This is a genomic window from Ralstonia insidiosa, assembly GCF_008801405.1.
In the GTDB taxonomy this organism is placed as follows: Bacteria; Pseudomonadota; Gammaproteobacteria; order Burkholderiales; family Burkholderiaceae; genus Ralstonia; species Ralstonia insidiosa.
Genome location: NZ_VZPV01000002.1, coordinates 1,008,161 through 1,024,346, shown reverse-complemented (window position 1 = coordinate 1,024,346; position 16,186 = coordinate 1,008,161). Strand labels below are relative to the sequence as shown.

At 61.7% G+C, this 16,186-nt stretch carries 12 protein-coding genes; 6 read left to right on the top strand and 6 right to left on the bottom strand.

Annotation, left to right across the window (positions count from 1 at the left end; genetic code table 11):
* Nucleotides 1-118 precede the first annotated feature (118 nt).
* The 6 genes from tssJ to F7R11_RS21475 all read left to right on the top strand — a co-directional run bounded on the left by tssJ (nt 119) and on the right by F7R11_RS21475 (nt 8,458).
* The gene (gene tssJ, locus F7R11_RS21500; protein ID WP_390624413.1) at nt 119-790 is read left to right on the top strand and encodes a type VI secretion system lipoprotein TssJ; all 672 of its coding nucleotides are present in this window, start codon (nt 119-121) and stop codon (nt 788-790) included.
* Nucleotides 791-817: 27 nt separating this feature from the next.
* Entirely contained in the window at nt 818-2,164 is a 1,347-nt protein-coding gene (tssK, locus tag F7R11_RS21495; protein WP_021193536.1) for a type VI secretion system baseplate subunit TssK, read from the top strand.
* Complete coding sequence (gene icmH / locus F7R11_RS21490; protein WP_048936033.1) at nt 2,161-2,952, top strand: type IVB secretion system protein IcmH/DotU; 792 nt, start codon at nt 2,161-2,163, stop codon at nt 2,950-2,952. Before tssK ends, icmH begins: the two co-directional genes overlap by 4 nt.
* A gap of 86 nt (nt 2,953-3,038) precedes the next feature.
* Nucleotides 3,039-5,831, top strand: coding sequence for a type VI secretion system Vgr family protein (locus F7R11_RS21485; protein ID WP_064807997.1), 2,793 nt, complete (start codon nt 3,039-3,041; stop codon nt 5,829-5,831).
* A gap of 21 nt (nt 5,832-5,852) precedes the next feature.
* On the top strand, nt 5,853-7,394 hold the full coding sequence (locus F7R11_RS21480) for a hypothetical protein (RefSeq protein WP_064807999.1): 1,542 nt from the start codon (nt 5,853-5,855) through the stop codon (nt 7,392-7,394).
* On the top strand, nt 7,391-8,458 hold the full coding sequence (locus tag F7R11_RS21475) for an Imm71 family immunity protein (RefSeq protein ID WP_064808001.1): 1,068 nt from the start codon (nt 7,391-7,393) through the stop codon (nt 8,456-8,458). Before F7R11_RS21480 ends, F7R11_RS21475 begins: the two co-directional genes overlap by 4 nt.
* Before the next feature lie 280 nt (nt 8,459-8,738).
* Here F7R11_RS21475 and F7R11_RS21470 read toward each other — a convergent pair whose 3' ends face one another.
* The 6 genes from F7R11_RS21470 to F7R11_RS21445 all read right to left on the bottom strand — a co-directional run bounded on the left by F7R11_RS21470 (nt 8,739) and on the right by F7R11_RS21445 (nt 16,022).
* Nucleotides 8,739-10,745: an FUSC family protein gene (locus F7R11_RS21470; protein ID WP_170288733.1), complete on the bottom strand. Its 2,007-nt coding sequence runs from the start codon at nt 10,743-10,745 to the stop codon at nt 8,739-8,741.
* A 124-nt stretch (nt 10,746-10,869) separates the two neighbouring features.
* The gene (locus tag F7R11_RS21465) at nt 10,870-11,475 is read right to left on the bottom strand and encodes a LutC/YkgG family protein (RefSeq protein ID WP_064808006.1); all 606 of its coding nucleotides are present in this window, start codon (nt 11,473-11,475) and stop codon (nt 10,870-10,872) included.
* On the bottom strand, nt 11,472-12,845 hold the full coding sequence (locus F7R11_RS21460; protein ID WP_064808008.1) for a lactate utilization protein B: 1,374 nt from the start codon (nt 12,843-12,845) through the stop codon (nt 11,472-11,474). Before F7R11_RS21460 ends, F7R11_RS21465 begins: the two co-directional genes overlap by 4 nt.
* Entirely contained in the window at nt 12,842-13,585 is a 744-nt protein-coding gene (locus F7R11_RS21455) for a (Fe-S)-binding protein (protein ID WP_064808010.1), read from the bottom strand. The genes F7R11_RS21460 and F7R11_RS21455 overlap by 4 nt, the downstream gene beginning before the upstream one ends.
* 35 nt (nt 13,586-13,620) lie before the next feature.
* Nucleotides 13,621-14,601: a cytochrome d ubiquinol oxidase subunit II gene (gene cydB, locus F7R11_RS21450; protein ID WP_064808012.1), complete on the bottom strand. Its 981-nt coding sequence runs from the start codon at nt 14,599-14,601 to the stop codon at nt 13,621-13,623.
* 14 nt (nt 14,602-14,615) lie between these two features.
* A complete protein-coding gene (locus tag F7R11_RS21445; RefSeq protein ID WP_238500884.1) occupies nt 14,616-16,022 on the bottom strand; it encodes a cytochrome ubiquinol oxidase subunit I in 1,407 nt (468 codons plus the stop codon).
* Nucleotides 16,023-16,186 lie beyond the last annotated feature (164 nt).

Below are 16,186 nucleotides of genomic sequence, written 5' to 3'. Positions count from 1 at the left end.
CATTTCACATTTTCTTTTATTAATAAACCGAAACATTTCAAGATTTCTTTTGCCCGAACCCGTGCAAAACCGGTCAAATCAATAGAATTAAACAGTACAAAAATCAGGCATGAAGACTATGAAATTCGATGCAGCAAGGAGGCTGTCGGGCTGCGGCAGCACCCCCAGGCGCCGCGTCGCGACGGTGCTCAAGCTGATACTGGCCGGGGGGAGCATGGTGGCCCTCGCTGCCTGCTCCACGGGCGCCAGCGTGCTGGCCGGCGCCGCCAATGGCGCACTGGAAGCGATGGGGCTGAAGTCGTCAAACCTGCCGGACGCGCAAAAACCGCCGCGCGAGGTGCCGCTCAAGCTCACCGCCGGTAGCAACCTGAATGCCGCCAATGACAAGCGGCCCGTGGCATTGGTGGTGCGCCTGTACTCGCTCAAGGATCCGACCAGCTTCCTGCAGGCACCGTATGACACCTTCATCGATCCGGCACGCGAGAAGCAAACCCTCGGCGCCGATCTCGTGCAGGTTCGTGAAATGACGCTGATCCCAGGCCAGCGCTACGACTTCACGGAAAAGGTCTCGCGCGAGGCGACGACACTCGGCGTGGTGGCGCTGTTCCGCAGCCCGGCAGCCCAGCGCTGGAAGTTCGCCTTCAACACCGAGAAGAACGAGAAGAACGGCATCGTGATCGGCCTGCACGCCTGCGCCATGACCTTGACCGCGGGCACGCCGACCACGCCGGCCGGCAGCACACCGCAATCCGATCTGAACCTGCTTTCGCCCGCAATCTGCGGCAGTTGAGCAGACCCCGTTACTAGAAGGGCCAACGTGAGCTATTCCGCAAAGATTCTCTGGGGCGAAGGGCTGTTCCTGCGTCCGCAGCATTTCCAGCGCCAGGACGCGTACCACGAGTCACGCCTGCATGCGATGGCGCAAGTCATCCAGCCCTACAGCTGGGGCGTGCGCCACGCGCGCTTTGATACTGATGCACTCGCCAGCGGCGTGCTGCGCGTGACGGAGCTTTCGCTGTTCTTTCCGGATGGCGAGCTTTACTTCGCGCCGCAGGCAGATGCACTGCCCCCCCCGCTTGTGCTGGATGCCGTTCCGGCCGGTGTGTCGGAGCTGACATTCCATATCGCGCTCTACCCGCTGCAGGAAAACGGCGGCAACTATCGCGAGCCGGTCGAGGGCGCATCGGTCTCGCGCTTTGTGGGCGCAGAGGAAGAAACGGCCGATCTCTATACCGAGGCCGAGCCCGCTGCCATCACCTTCCTGAAGAAGTCGGTCAAGCTGGTGGCAGAGACCGAGCCGCGCGACCAGTTCATCTCGCTGCCCGTGGTGCGCGTGCGCCGCACCGGCACCGGCGGGTTCGAGCTGGATGAGAGCTTCGTGGCGCCCAGCCTGTCGATCAACGCTTCGGCTGTGCTCTACCAGCGGCTGCGCCGGCTGCTCGACGCGCTGCAGGCCAAGGTCAATGCGCTGTACGGCTTCCACCGCGAGCCGACCAAGAACATCATCGAATTCCGCTCGGGCGACATCGCTTCGTTCTGGCTGCTGCATACGGCCAACGCGGCCTTTGCAGCGCTCTCGCACCTGTATCACCATCCGGACCTGCACCCCGAGCGGCTGTTCCAGGAGATGCTGCGCCTGGCCGGCGCGCTGATGACGTTCACCAAGAGCTACACGCTGACCGACCTGCCCGCCTACGACCACGACCAACCCGGCCCCGTGTTCGCCAAGCTGGACACCATCGTGCGCGAGCTGCTCGATACGGTCATCTCCACGCGCTACTTTGCAATTGCGCTGGAAGAGACACGCCCGTCGTTCCATCTCGGCCGCATCGACTCCGGCAAGATCGACGACAAGACCAGCTTCTACCTGTCGGTCTCGGCAGATATGCCGGTGGCGGAACTGGTGGAGGCCATTCCTGCCCGCTTCAAGCTGGGCGCGCCGGACGACGTGGAGAAGCTCGTGCTCTCCTCCATGCCCGGCGTGCCGATCACCTACACCCCGCAGGTGCCACCGGCCATTCCGGTGCGCCCGGGCGCGTGCTACTTCACCATTGAAGCACGCGGCATGCTGTACGACCGCATGCTCCAGGCCCAGACCATCACCATCTACGCCCCGGCTGGCATCCGGGAACTCAAACTTGAACTGATTGCGGTGACTTCATGAGCGCTACCACCACCCCTTCGCTGTTTGGCGGTTCGGCACCCGCACCCGGCAATGCCGGGGCCGATGCCCGTGAAGCCAACTCGCATGCGCGCACGCTGCTGGACTTGCTCTATGACGGCTTCTTCATGCTGTTTCAGTTGCGCAATGGCCAGCAACCCGCCAGTGCGGAAGATTTTCTCGCGCGTGTACGCACGTTCCTGGATGAGTTCGACCGCGGCGCCAAGCGCCTGAACGTGTCGGCCGAAGATGTGTTCGACGCCAAGTACGCCTTCTGTGCGGCCGTGGACGAGACCATCCTGTCGTCCAACTTCTCGATCCGCACGGCGTGGGAGCGCCGCCCGCTGCAGCTCGTGCTGTTTGGTGAGCAGCTTGCCGGTGAGACCTTCTTCGTCAAGCTGGAAGAACTGCGTGCCCACGGTGCCCCGCGCCTGCAGGCGCTCGAAGTCTTTCACATGTGCCTGCTGCTGGGCTTCCGCGGCAAGTACATCCTCGAAGGGCCAGAGAAGCTCGCCTACCTGACGGCACGCCTGGGCGATGAGATTTCCGCCATCAAAGGCAAGCGCGCCGCCTTCGCACCGCACTGGCCGCTGCCCGACAAGGTCGCACACACGCTCAAGCGCGAAACGCCGTTGTGGATCTTCGGCGCGGTGTTTGCGTTGATGGCGTTGCTGGCCTTTCTCGGGCTGTCGCACACGCTGCGCACCAAGACCAACGAAACACTGGAAGGCTATTCGCAGGTCATCAAGCTCGGGCCGCGTTTCTCGCACCTGACGATTTCGTTGCCCTGATTGCCCCCTTGCTTGCCGCCCTGGCGCGGCCAACACCCGTGCCAGCCTGCTGACCCCGCTTACGCATCCATCGCGACACCGCTCCGATGAAGCCTTTGTCCACCCTGTCGGCCAACATGCCGCAAGCTGCCCTGGGCGCACTGCTCGGCCAGCAAACCCGCCAGATCACCATCGAGACGGCACTCGCCTCCGACAACCTCGTCGTGGAGCGCTTTACCGCCACCGAGGCGGTCTCGGCCTCGTTCGTGCTGCAAGTCGATTGCCTGAGCCCGTCTGCCCACCTGGATACGGTCAAGCTGGCCTCGCAAGAAGCCACGCTGCGGCTGATGCAGGCCGATGGCCGCTGGCGTGCTTGGCACGGCTACGTGGCGGACTGCGCATCGCTGGGCGGTGACGGCGGACTGGCGCGCTATCGATTGCGCATCGTGCCGTGGCTCGACCGCCTGCGCACGCGCAGTGATTGCTTCGTCTACCAGAACAAGACCGCGCTGGAGATCATCGAAGAGGTCTTTGCCGAGTACCCGGTCGCGCACTACAAGATTGCCGCCAGCCAGCCGTGCGCCAAGCGCTCGATCTGCTGCCAGTACCGCGAGACCGACTACGCGTTCGTGATGCGCCTGCTGGCTGAAGAGGGGCTGTCGTTCCGCATTGAGCATCAGCAGAGCGAGGACAAACAGCAGGACAACGCCCAGTCACGCCACACCGTCGTCATCTTCGACAACGACGCCGAGCGGCCCGCCTGCGCGCAGTCCGACATCCGCTTCCACCGTGTCGACGCCACGGAGAGCGAAGACGCCATCGAGCGCTTCTCGAACACCCACAGCGTGGGCACCAATGCCGTGACCCTGGCGTCGTGGGATTACAAGGCATTGGCCGCCACCACCGGCCAGGCCACGGCCAACGACACCGGCGGCGAACTGCCCACACTGGAGAGCTTTGAAGCCTCCGGCCCGTATCAATTCACCGACGCGCAAGGCGCCAGCCAGGCTGCGCGCCTGCGCATGCAAGCCCATGAGGGTGCCTTCCTGCGCTACCAAGGCCAGGGCAGCGTGCGTCAGTTGGGTGCCGGCCAGCGCTTCAAACTCACGCAGCACTTCGACAGCAAGCACAGCGAATTCGTTACGCTGCAGGTCGAGCATGAGGCCGCCAACAACCTCGGCACCGACATCGCGCGCCTGCTGGGCACCACATCAATCGAATCGGGCAGCTACCGCAATCGTTTCATTGCCGTGCCCGCCGAAGCGCCCATCGTGCCCGCGTACCGCCGCCGCCCGACCGCGCCTGAAGGCCAGGCCGCCGTGGTCATTGCCGATGACGGCGCACCGCTCACTACCGATCGCGACCACCGCGTGCGCGTGCGCTTTCCGTGGCTGCGCGCGCCGGAGGTCAACGCCTTTTCCGACCCCAGCAGCAGCGATCGCACGCAAGTCACCGCCTGGGTGCGCGTGGCCACCGCCAGCGCCGGCCCCAACTGGGGCGGCAACCACCTGCCGCGCGCCGGCACGCAAGTGCTGCTCACTTTCATCGACGGCGACATCGACCGGCCGATGATCGCCATGCAACTGCACAACACGCAGGACGCCCTGCCCTGGCCTGCCGCCGATGCGCCGCTCGGGCAAGCGTTGTCTGGCTGGCACTCGCAAGGCCTGGGCGGCGACGGCTACAACCAGTGGGTGGTCGACGATCATCCGGGCCAGCTGCGCACACGCCTGGCCAGTTCCACCGCCAACAGCCAGCTCAACCTCGGCTACGTGACCTCGCACGGCGCCACGGGTGGAGACCGCGGCAGCTGGCGCGGCACCGGCGCCGAGTTGCGTACCGATGCGTGGGCTGTAGTGCGTGCGGGCGCAGGCCTGCTGCTCTCGACCACCGCGCGGGCGCAAGCGGCAGGCACGCTGCTTGACGCACATGAGGCGCGCGGACAACTCACCGCTGCGCAGAAGACCGCGCAACGTCTTTCCGATGCCGCGGCCAGCCAGCAAGCGCTGCCGCTGGCGGCCAATGAGGCGTTTGAGCCGATAGACAAGGCGCTCGACCCGACGCAGGACGGGCACTACGCCAGCAACGTCAACGGGCAAGACTCGAAGCAGCCGGTCGACAAGTTTGGGCAGCCACTGCTGGTGGCGGAATCGCCTTCGAGCATTGCACTGGCCTCGCAGGCCACCACTACGGTTTATGCGGGGCGCCATCTGCATGGCACCGCGCAGGCCGATTGGCACGTGGCTGTCGGCAACGTCGTCGCAGCCGCTGCCGCCAAGGGCGTGAGCTTGTTTGCGCAGCGCAATGGCATTCGCGCGATTGCAGAAGGCGGACCGGTGTCGATTCAAGCGCATACCGATGCGCTGGCGGTGCTGGCGGACAAGGCTGTCACCGTGACGTCCTCCGCGGATTCGGTCGAGATCCTTGCGCAGCAGAACATCGTGCTGCATGGCGGAGATTCGATGATTCGGCTGGAGGGGAATGCGGTTACGTTTGAGACGTCGGGTCTTCTGTCGGTGAAGGGGGCGGGGCATCCGCTTATCGGGCCGGGTGGGCAGGCGGCGGCATTGCCTGCGTTGCCGGTGGGGGTGCTTCCTCCAACAACCGTCCTGCTGAAGCACACCTACCACGACGGTCAGGGCTTGGCGGGGGCCAAGTATTTCGCCAAGTTTGCTGACGGATCAGAGCGACAAGGCGTTCTCGATAGCCAAGGTCGAGCCACATTGGAGAACGTTCCCCCAGGCAGCGTACAAGTCAGCTACGGCCCAATGCCTGGTGCCTTTGAACGCAAGGACAAAACGCCGATGCCAAACCACGATCCGAATCCATCGGACGCCAAGATCTCCAAGCTTGTCGACAAATACCTGTCGACCGACAACACGCCGCCTCCTTCCGCCTAAGCCCTCTCTAATCCGCACGTCATGTCTTCTTCTGATACGGCCCAGGCACCGGGTGGCCTGACCTGGAGCAAGTTCAAATCCATTTGCGCCGACGTCGGTGATTGGACCTGGGGTACGGTCCAAGGCGCCTTCAACGAAAAGGCGAGCTTCTCGCAAATCCTCGTCGATGCCGTAATTGGCATGATTCCCCTGGTGGGCGATGGCACTGCGGTGCGTGACCTGATCGCTGTCATCATGGGCTTGGTCAACGACCCCAAGAAGCGCGACGAAGTCTTCGAGTGGGTGCTGCTGGTCGTGCTCGTCTTCGCGCTGATACCGGTCATCGGTGGCGTGGTCAAAGGCGTTGGCCGAATCGTGGTCAAGGTGTTCAAGGAAGCCGCTTTGCTGACCGGTGCTGCACGCGCAGCGAAGCTCATGGAGGGAGCGCAGGAAATCATTGCCTTCCTGAATCGTATCGGTGTCAAGAACGCGGAGCAGTGGCTGCTAAAGCTCCGGTTTTCAGACTACCTAGCACAGATCATGGACCGCTTTGGTGCGCTGATGGATGTGCTCGAGATCGCGTTGCAGCTCATCAAGGCCAAGGCCGCTTCCATGATTCCGGCGAGCCTCGCCCAGCGAATTGATGCCCTGCGTAATGGCCTTGCACTGGTCAAAGCCAAGGGGAACGAGATGATCCCCAAAGCTATCAAGGAATTGGATCAGCAGTTGCGCGAGTTGCAGGCCTACGTCCGTTCAGGCGGAGAAACCACCAGCCGCGTTGCATTGCATGAAGCTGCGACCGGCGAGCGCGTCGCAACAAAGGCGGACGAAGCCAGGTTGGTGGAGGATGGGACGTTGCCGACTCGTTCAGCCCGTGGGGGGTGGAAGCAGAATGAGGCTCCTGCCGGACGCCCTGACAAGTACGCTCACATCTATAAGCCCGAACCCGGTTACCCGGACCTTACTAAGCGCGTCGACAAGAATGGCCAACTGGAGCAGGTCGCCGCCTACAGCGGTCGCATCGTCAATCGGGAATTGAAACAAGGAGAAGAGATCTTCCGGTTCTTTGGGCCCGGCGGCGCCACCCATGGCGTCGATATCGACCCCAGCAAAGCCAGTGGTGCATGGTGGGGACTAGGGTCCGCCCCTAAAACCGCCAAGGAATGGCGAGAAAAAGCTGCGGTGCTTGATGAGTTCAACCGAGACGGCTTCTTTGTGACCAGCAGAGTCGAAGGAAAAGGCGGACCTAAAGCCGCTGTCGGCACTGTATCGGAGCAGACTGGCACCAAGCTTCCCGGCCAGTATCTTCCGGGCGGTGCCACGCAGGCCTATTTCTATCTCGACAAAGCGCTCGCCGAGCAACTCGTGGCCTATGGCGACAAAGTTGTCGCTACCGGAAAGCCCGCAAAACTGGTCGATCCGGTCAGTGGCATGACTTTTCACATACAGCCCACCGGCTGGACGGATGCCAATGGCATCTGGGGCTATCTGCGCAGTCCCGGCAACGGCACCGTGCATACTGCCAAGGTGGCTGAACACGAAGAAGCCTCCAAAGACAACCACGAAGTCGTCGTTACCCCATGAGCACAAGCAACGCCTCAAACACCAGCGTCACGCTGCCAACCGAGCCCGAGCGCAAGCAGATCTTCTACTGGCTCAAGCAGATCAGTTCCTATACCGCATGGAACCGTATTTTTGGGTTCTATCAGGCTTGGGCTCAAGCTACCGAAAACTGTGCACGGCAAACAACAGGACCGGGCGGCCCAGCCGGTGACTACAGGCTCATCCTAAACGGGCTGGCGCATTGCGAAGAAGCCGTGCTTCGCCTCAAGAAAGGCGACAAACGTATCTTCAAATTCGATGCGAATGGCGAACTGGCCATGGCCGACCGTCTTCCTACTTATTGGGAGAAGATGCTATTCCGCATGGAAGACGGAGAAACGCTGCAACGGGATGAAAGCAACACCCCTGGCTGGACGCAATTCCATCAAACGCTGGTGAACCTGTGTGCGGCTTGGGGTGAGTGCGCTCCCGACATTCTGGAACCTCGCTACCTCGATACGGAAACCTACACCTTCTGCAATGACTACCTGAGAGCAAAGCTAAATCAGATGGTGTTTCCGAATCCCTTGCCTGATGTGCCGAACCCTAAAGAGGACATACTGATCCGTAGCGGGAAGATGACCCCATATTCGGGTATCTGGGAACCCATCGACGCACCCAAGCCCAAATTGTTCAGTTTGTTCCAAACCAACGAACAGCCCAAGGGCCCCTTCCCCATCGTCGGCACCATGAGCTATCTGCACGGCGGCTCCAACGCCCCGAACATGGCCGCCTACGCTGAAGAACGAGGTTTGCCGACTACATGGCGACTCCTTTGGCGCGACACCCGCTACGAGGACGGCACCATTCCGGACGAGGAGCGCGACTACGTTTTCCTAAAACCTGAATCAACAAAAGAAGACGCGTCGTCTATCGGGTCTGTTATGCAGGATCCGCTCATCTGGGCAGAGAGTGGACAGCCAGCACCGCAAACGGGCCGCTGGCTGGCTGAACATGATTTGCAAGCCAGCATCACGCTGCAAGCCGGAGAAATCTTGCCAATGCATCAGGGAAGACCGACGCGCTGGACGCTTGCGCGAGCATAGTTGCAAACATTCGGGCTGCGAGCAGTGATCAACCAAATCCGAAGCGCTGACGTCCAATCGGCGAAATCGGGTCGCTGATCGCAGACTGGAACTAGCTCCGCTACATCTCGATGCCTGCCATCGACGCCGCGGTCACGATCCAGTAAATCCGGACAGTCGCGTCACACCACACCAATGCCCGGGATTTCACGCAGATTCGAGTCGTCAAGGTGTTTTGACGCTTCGGCGTAAAGGAGGGGGCGTGTTGCTTGCGTGCGGCACGCCCCCCCCGGGACGCCAGTCAACCAGCAGCAAGCCCGTTGCGCCGCAACCTCGACTGAGCGAGTTCTGCGTACATGGCACCCGCGAATTTCGCGCTTTCGGCTGCGCGGCGTTCGGACACGTGCAGGAAGTGGTGCGACGGCGTGCCTGCCACGCGGGCTGTCGGCTCCAGGAATCGGTACATGGCACGCGAGCCGCGTAGCCACCGCATGCACGAGGAAGCGAGCAATGCAATGCGCCGCCGCTCCTGCTCTGGCAGCGTGGCTGCGATGCATTCGAAGGGGGCCGCAATACCGACAAGACGCCTCAGGTGCCACACCAGTTCGCTAACGCGTTGACCACGCCGACGCGACCATATGAGCTCCCGACGCATCGCCGAGGCCAGTGCATCCAGTTTGTCAATTGCAACGCAGGCGTTGCGCCGGGCGGCCTCAACCTGCCACGCTCCGGCTCGCTCTTCTGATGCCGCGTTACGTACGGCATCCAGGTAAGCGCACACGGCATCGATTGCCGCACTGGTCATCGGCGTCAGTTTGCGCGCTTCCCACTCCGGCCAAGCGATGAGGCTGATAAGCACCGCCACGATGGCACCGGCCAAGCTATTTCCAATGCGCAAGGCCGCCAACGTCCAAGGCGACCCTGTGGGCATGCCCAGATGCGCGACCAGAATGAAGTGCGGGGTCAGAAACAGGATGTAAGACACATAGCTCAGCCCGCGAGCGACAAACGTGCCCGTCGCAAGCGGAATGATGGAGAGTGCTTCCAGGACCGGGTTGCGGAAGATCAACGCAACCAGCGAGGCCGCCACCGCACCAAGAACAGTTCCGGTGACACGAAGGGCCGACACCTTCACCGTCTGCGACACCGTCGGCTGCACGACAAACAGTGCTGTCAACACAAGCCAGTAGCCTTGCTCGATGTTTTTGAAATGCACTGTGGCAACCGCCACCATGGCAGCAACAGACAAGCGACAAGCGTAGCGAGCGATGCTCCCGCCGGCACGCATCTCCTCCACGACAGACGCTGCGAGGCCCTTTCTTCCGATGACGGGAGCGTCGCCCCTGGCAGGTTGCACCCCTGTGACCGCCACGCTCGCCGTCGCGCCCGGCCTCCTAGTGAGGCGGACAAGGGACAGCACCAGCGTCTCGCATGCGCGGACCCACGCCGAATCGTCTTGCGCGAGCGGCTCTGCTGCCGCACGGCGCAATCCCCGGCGAACTTGCCCAATCAAGCTACCCAGCGTGCCACCCATCGAAGTCGATGAAGGAAGCCCCCTTCGGACTGCGTCGGCGTGCAAGTCAAAGAGCTCGGCAAGATGACGCAATGTCGGCGCCAACAGCGGGCCTGCCGCGCGGGCTTTGCCAAGCGTGTTCCCGGTTAGCAGTGTCTCCAAGCCGGCAAGGAGGGCAACGATGCGCTCGCCATTTGCACGCCATACGCCGCATGTGTCATGTGATGCCGGGACACTGTCAACAACCTGCTTCATCACATCCAGCCGGCTACGCAGTCCCGACCGGCCAAGGCTTTCACCGGAGGCATACTGGTCCGCCACGTCGCCAAGACGACGCAGGAACGAACTCACGGCGTATAGATAGGCGAATGTCGCGCGCCTGGCACGATGCGCATCGCTGTACTGCCACAGTCCGACCATGCACACCACGGCCCAGATGCTTCCGCCAAAGAAACAGGCCGCGTACTCCAGCGGCGCAGGCCACGGGTGAACAGGAAACGACGCCGATACCGCGCAGGCGGTGACCAATAGCAGCGCCCACAAGCCAGAACCCGCACCGCGCGTCCGAATCAGCGCACCGACATACGCAACGACCCCAGTCAACGTGACGGCAGCCCAGGGCACTCGGGCAGCGGCGATGGCGCATGCTGATAGCAGCGCTCCAAGCATGCCGAACGCAAGACCACTGCGCACGCGCGCGAGCGTGGTCTGATTCTGCTCGTCGGACAGGCACGTCCAGAACGTTGCGATTGCCGTCCAGCACAGTAGCGGTTCGTGCAGGACAGCCGCGAGCACAGCTGGGGCCGCACAGATGAGCCCGCTGCGTAGCGCTTCCGACACAGGCAAATGATGTCGGCCCTGCCGCAATACGCGCATCAGCGCTTCACGGTTGACCAGCCCCCCTGTCACTGACATGCCTTCACTCCTGGCGGGAAGCGTCCGTGCGCGGGACCGGGATCACGGTCAGCGAGCGAATGCCCTGCGCGCCTCGGATCAGCACACCTTCGATGTCTGCGGTGGCGGAGGGTCCGCTCATCAGCACAGCATAATTGGCCCCAAAGAACTCCGGCCGATGATAGGCATGATGCAAATTGCCTACGATATCCGCCGGATCAAGCAACGCCACCAGATGCTGCGACAGATACCCCAGCGCGTTCACGTGATACTGGGTCTCACTCAACCAGATCGATCCCGTCTCCGCGACGGCAAATGCCGGCCGCACGATCCCGACATCGACATCGTTGAGCGTACGCGGGTCGCTGACTGAGGCGATATCGCGCGTGCCGTTGAATTCCGGCGTCGCCGAACACCACACCGTTGCAGTGGGAAAACGCGCGCGGATGAACTGCTCAAGGTTCGCTCCCGCGGGCAATTCGCACCATTGGCCACCTAGCTGGTCCAGCGATTTCCGGAAGGTCTGCACCGCAGGGGGCAGTTCAGCATCGAACATCGGCACGGTAGGCAGCGCACGACGCTCCGGACGCACTTCGCGCAGGCGCGACAAAATCAAATCTCGGCTGTTCATTTCACTTTCCTCTTCAGATACCAGTCACGGAACGTTTGCTTCGGGGCGTCCGGCACCTCCCGATGTTTGCCCCAAACGTTGAGCGGGTTGTAGAGCACCGCCCGCGGCAGCACTGACACCGCCGTCCCCGCTGTCTTGACAGCGGCCCGGTACAGCGCCGGCCGAGACAGCACCTTGCCGGCCACCTTCATGGCCTCCTTCTTAACGAACGGGAGTTCGTGCTGTTCCGCCACGATCTGACGCCACTTATAGATCTGCTCATGAATGTTGATCTTGACGGGACATACGCTCGTGCAGCTACCGTTCATGGTCGAGGCGAATGGCAGCGCGCTGTACTTCTTGAGATTGAAGGTCGGATTGATGATGGCGCCGATCGGGCCAGAGTAGACACCGCCGTAACTCAGCCCACTGCTGCGCCGGTACACCGGACATGTGTTCATGCAAGCGCCACAACGGATGCACTTCAGGGAGTACCAGAAGTCGTCCATGCCAAGGCGCTCGGACCGGCCGTTGTCTACCAGCACAAAATGCATCTCGCCGCCCTTGCGCGGGCCACGGAAATGCGATGTGTACTGCGTGATCGGCGATCCGATGGCATTGCGCGACAGCATGCGGATAAACACGCCCAGGTGCTCCAGGCGCGGAATGAGCTTTTCGATACCGATTGACGCGATATGCAGCGACGGAACGTTCGCGCTCAAGTCCGCGTTGCCCTCATTCGTGCAGACCGTGATACCGCCCGTTTCGGCCACCGCAAAGTTGCAGCCCGTCATGCCGGCATCGGCATTGAGGATCAGCGGTCGCGTTGCATTGCGCTGTGCCTCGGCCAGCTTCGGAATACTGCTCTCGTTCGGGTCAGTGCCGATTTTTTCGGCAAAGATCTTGGCAACGTCAGTGGCAAGCTTATGCACAGCCGGCACGACAATATGGGAAGGCAACTCGTCGTCGAGTTGTTGAATCTGTTCACCCAGATCGGTCTCCACCACGGTGATGCCGCGTGCCTCCAGATACGGCCGCATCTCGCACTCTTCCGTAAGCATCGACTTGCTCTTCACCAAGACCTTCGCTTTCCGCCCGCTGAGGATCTCGTAGACGATGCGGTTGTGCTCCTCAGCATCTTTTGCCCAATGAACGACGACCCCATTGGCCGTGGCATTGCGTTCAAACTGTTCCAGGTACTCCGGGAGATGCGTGAGCGTGTGTTCTTTGATGCCCGAGGCAAGAGACCTTAGTTCCTCCCATTCACGTATGCCGTGCACTTCGCTATCCCGGGCGGTGCGCAGCCCCCACAGGCGTTTGTCGTGGAACTGGATATGTTTCTCGTCGGCAATGAACTTCTCGGAAGCACCGACATGGTCGACGCGCTTCATGCTCGTGCTCCATTCAGGATTTGTGCGATATGGATGAACTTCAGGCCCAGACCGAGCCGGTCCGAACAGCCCTTCTGGTGCATGAGGCAGGATGAATCGGCTGAGACGATGTACTCCGCGCCGTTGCGCTTGTGATCACGCACCTTGTCGGCACCCATGCGCGCCGACACCGGCTCTTCAGAAACGCAGAACGTACCGCCAAAGCCGCAGCACTCATCTGGACGATCGGGCTGGATGAACTCGATCCCCTTGACCCCCTTCAACAGGGTCATCGGTTTTGAGAAGAACGGCTCGTCGATCTCCGACATCTTGGCGGTGCGCAGCGCGCGCAGCGTGCCGCAACTGTTATGCAGACCGACCTTGTGCGGGAACTCCGCCCATGGAAAATCACGAACCTCCAGCACATCGTGCAGAAACTCCACGAGCTCATAGGTATTGGCGCGTACGGCCCGCGCTTCACTGGTCTGATCTGCGGCGGTGAGGTGGTCGCGTACGTGGTGCACGCAACTGCCGCTGGGGGCGACGATGTAGTCGTAACCGGCAAAGTTGCGAACGAACAGGTTCTCGGTCGCGGCGGCGTCCTTTTCGCAACCGCTGTTACCCATGGGCTGGCCACAGCAGGTCTGATCGAGTGGATAGTCCACCTCACAGCCGACGCGTTCGAGCAGCTCGAGCGTGGCGATGCCGACATCCGGAAAGAAGGCATCGATGAAACACGGAACAAACAGGGCGACTTTCATTGGAACTCCTATGGGGTTCTCTGTAGAAACAAGGGCTAGTGGTAGAAATGGTCTTGTGAGACCTTGCCGCGAAACACCGCATACGCGACATAGGTGTAGAGCACGATGACAGGCAACACGAAGAGCCCGGCGCCCCAGAACATGAACGACTGGCTTGCCGCCGGCGCTGCAGCGGCACTCAACGTGACGTCAAAGGGCACGATGTAAGGGAGATACGACGCGGCCAGCATGAGCACCATCGAGATGCAACCCAGGCCCACCCAGATGTAGGCGGCACGACCACCATGCTTGGCTGCGTAGGGCGCACGTGCCAGGGCCAACAAGCCAATCACGGGCAGAACGAACAGCACCGGATGGGCAATCCAGCGGGTCTGCACTGTGGGCTCTGTCAACAGCGTCAAAGCAAGAATCAATGCAGCGACGAGCAGTGCCAGCGGCGTGAGATCACGCATCGAACGCTGCCCGATGTAATGCAGATCGCCCCGCCCCTTCAGGACCAGCCAACCAGCGCCCAGCAGCAGGTACCCCAGTGCCAGACCGACACCGCACAGGACGGGGAACACAGCGCACCACTCAAACCCGTTCCCCGCGTAGTGCAGGTGTTCGACTGGCAGTCCGCGTGCATACGTCCCCACGCAGATACCTTGCGTCAACGCAGTCAACAGCGAACCGACGAACAGCAACAGATCCCACACCCAGCGCGAACTGACGGCCTTGTGACGAAACTCCAGCGCTACGCCCCGCATGACCAGCCCAGCAAGCATTGCCGAGAGCGGCACATACAGCGCCGGCAGTGCGATGGAATAGACGAGCGGAAACGCACCGAAGAGGATCGTGCCTGCGATGACAAGCCACGTACCGTTACCGTCCCAGACGGGGGAGATGGAGGCCACCATTTCGTCGCGTTTGCTACCCGCGAACGCGGTCAGCATTCCCACGCCGATATCAAACCCTCCGAGCACCACGTAGGCCACGAGGGCGAACGCCAACTCGGCAAACCAGAACCAGTTCAACATGCTATTCGCTCCTGTTACGCATTCGGTTGACGGCGCACGGCCTTCACCGGTTGTGGCTGTGGTTGTGGCTGCGGGCCGAGGTACGTCAACGGAATGACATGGCCGTTCCACACGGTCAGGACGGCACCGCTGAACACCCCGTGCCGCACGATGCGCACGATGTAATAGACGCCAAACAAGAAGATGAACGTGTAGACGAGCACATACATGGCGAGCGAAGCAGCCGCGAAGTGCGTGGACAAGCCCGGTGTGAGGGCATCAGCGGTTCGCAGCACACCCCAAACCGTCCAGGGCTGTCTCCCGACTTCGGCCACAAACCACCCCGCCAGGACGGCGATGAAACCGAGCGGAAAACTCAAGGCCACCGGCCATAGCAGCCAACGCTGCCTTTCGAGGCTGCCGCGTCGCGAATACGCCGTAGCCAGCCACGACAGCGCGAGCATCACAAACCCGCAGCCAGCCATGATGCGAAACGCAAAGAAGGGAATCAGGATGGGAGGTCTGTCGGCGGTAGCAAAATCTGCAAGACCCACTTCGCGCGAGTCGAGCGTGCCCGACGCGACCACGCTGCCGAGCACAGGGATCTTCCATTCGAGCCGGTTGCGCTGTGCGGCGACATCGGGAACAGCAAAAATGACTTCGGCGGCAGGCTGTTCGTCTGTCCAACGCCCTTCGATGGCGGCAAACTTGGCCGGTTGGTCATCGTGGACATAGTCCCCAGTCAAATGGCCGAACAGAATCTGTAGGGGTACCAGCACCGCCGCAAGCCCGAGCGACATGCGCACCATGACCATCGCTTCGACGCGATAGCGACGCTTGAGGAGATACCCCGCTCCGACTGCCGCCACACAGAATGCCGTGGTCAGATACGCACCGAGCAGCATGTGTGGAAAACGTACCCATACGACGTGGTTGAAGATGATGGCAGGCCAATCCGTCGGCACATACACGCCATCCTGGACGACAAACCCCACTGGATGCTGCATCCAGGAGTTATTGACCAGTATCCAGAACGCCGACATGGTGGTTCCTGCCGCAACGAGAATGCACGACATCAGGTAGAACCAAGGGCGCACACGGCTGCGGCCAAACAGCATCACGCCGAAGAACGTGGCCTCCAGCGCAAAGGCCGTGAATGACTCGTAGGTGAGCAGCGGCCCCTGGATCGGCCCGCTGGCGCGCGAAAGCTCGCTCCAGTTGGTGCCGAACTGAAACGCCATGACGATGCCCGACACGACACCCATGCCAAACGCCACACCGAAGATCTTCAGCCAGAAATCGAAGACCTGGCGATACACCCTGTTTCCGGTGGACAGCGACATGGCTTCGAGCACGGCGAGCCAAGCTGCCAAACCAATCGTGAATGACGGAAAGATGATGTGAAACGAGACCGTTGCCGCGAACTGTATTCGCGACAACACCAGCGCTGTTGCTTCCACGTATACGCCCCATTGATTGTTTGCGTCACGGTGAAGTCTCGGCGCCAGCTGTTTCCCGGGCGTTGCGATAACGGCGCGTTGTGTTACACCCGTAACGTGAGCGCCGGCTTGGCGAAGAGGCTAGGCCCCGACTACGCTTCGGAGCG